This window comes from Pedobacter sp. 05L430 (genome assembly GCF_056397585.1).
Genome location: NZ_JBFTNT010000656.1, coordinates 1 through 384, shown reverse-complemented (window position 1 = coordinate 384; position 384 = coordinate 1). Strand labels below are relative to the sequence as shown.

At 34.4% G+C, this 384-nt stretch carries 1 protein-coding gene; it reads left to right on the top strand.

Annotated features, from left to right (window positions below; all coding sequences use genetic code 11):
• Window positions 1–13: 13 nt before the first annotated feature.
• The coding region (locus AC1DG9_RS27830; RefSeq protein ID WP_477635807.1) for a carboxylesterase family protein at window positions 14–384 on the top strand (371 nt) is incomplete at its 3' end.

Genomic DNA, 384 nt, shown 5'->3' with positions numbered 1-384 from the left:
GGTGTGTTCTAACATGGTTCAAGTCAAGATAGGTAACTGTACCATCAATGGCATACACAAAAAGAATATTGATGTATTCTTAGGTATCCCGTATGCCAAATCGTTCAATAAGATATCTCGATTCCAACATTCAAAGCTTATGGAACTAAGCAAACCAATGATTGATGCAACTCATATTCAATCCATCCCACCACAACCCTACAATTCACTTGAAGACTTTTTTTCGATGACAGATTCATCGTTTAATTCTTTTAAACAAAATGATTATTGCCTGTTTTTAAATATTTGGAAACCATCATCCAATCAAAATCATTTACCTGTAGTGATTTACTTTTATGGTGGTAGTTTTCTTCAAGGACATGGCACAGCTGAACTATATTGTCC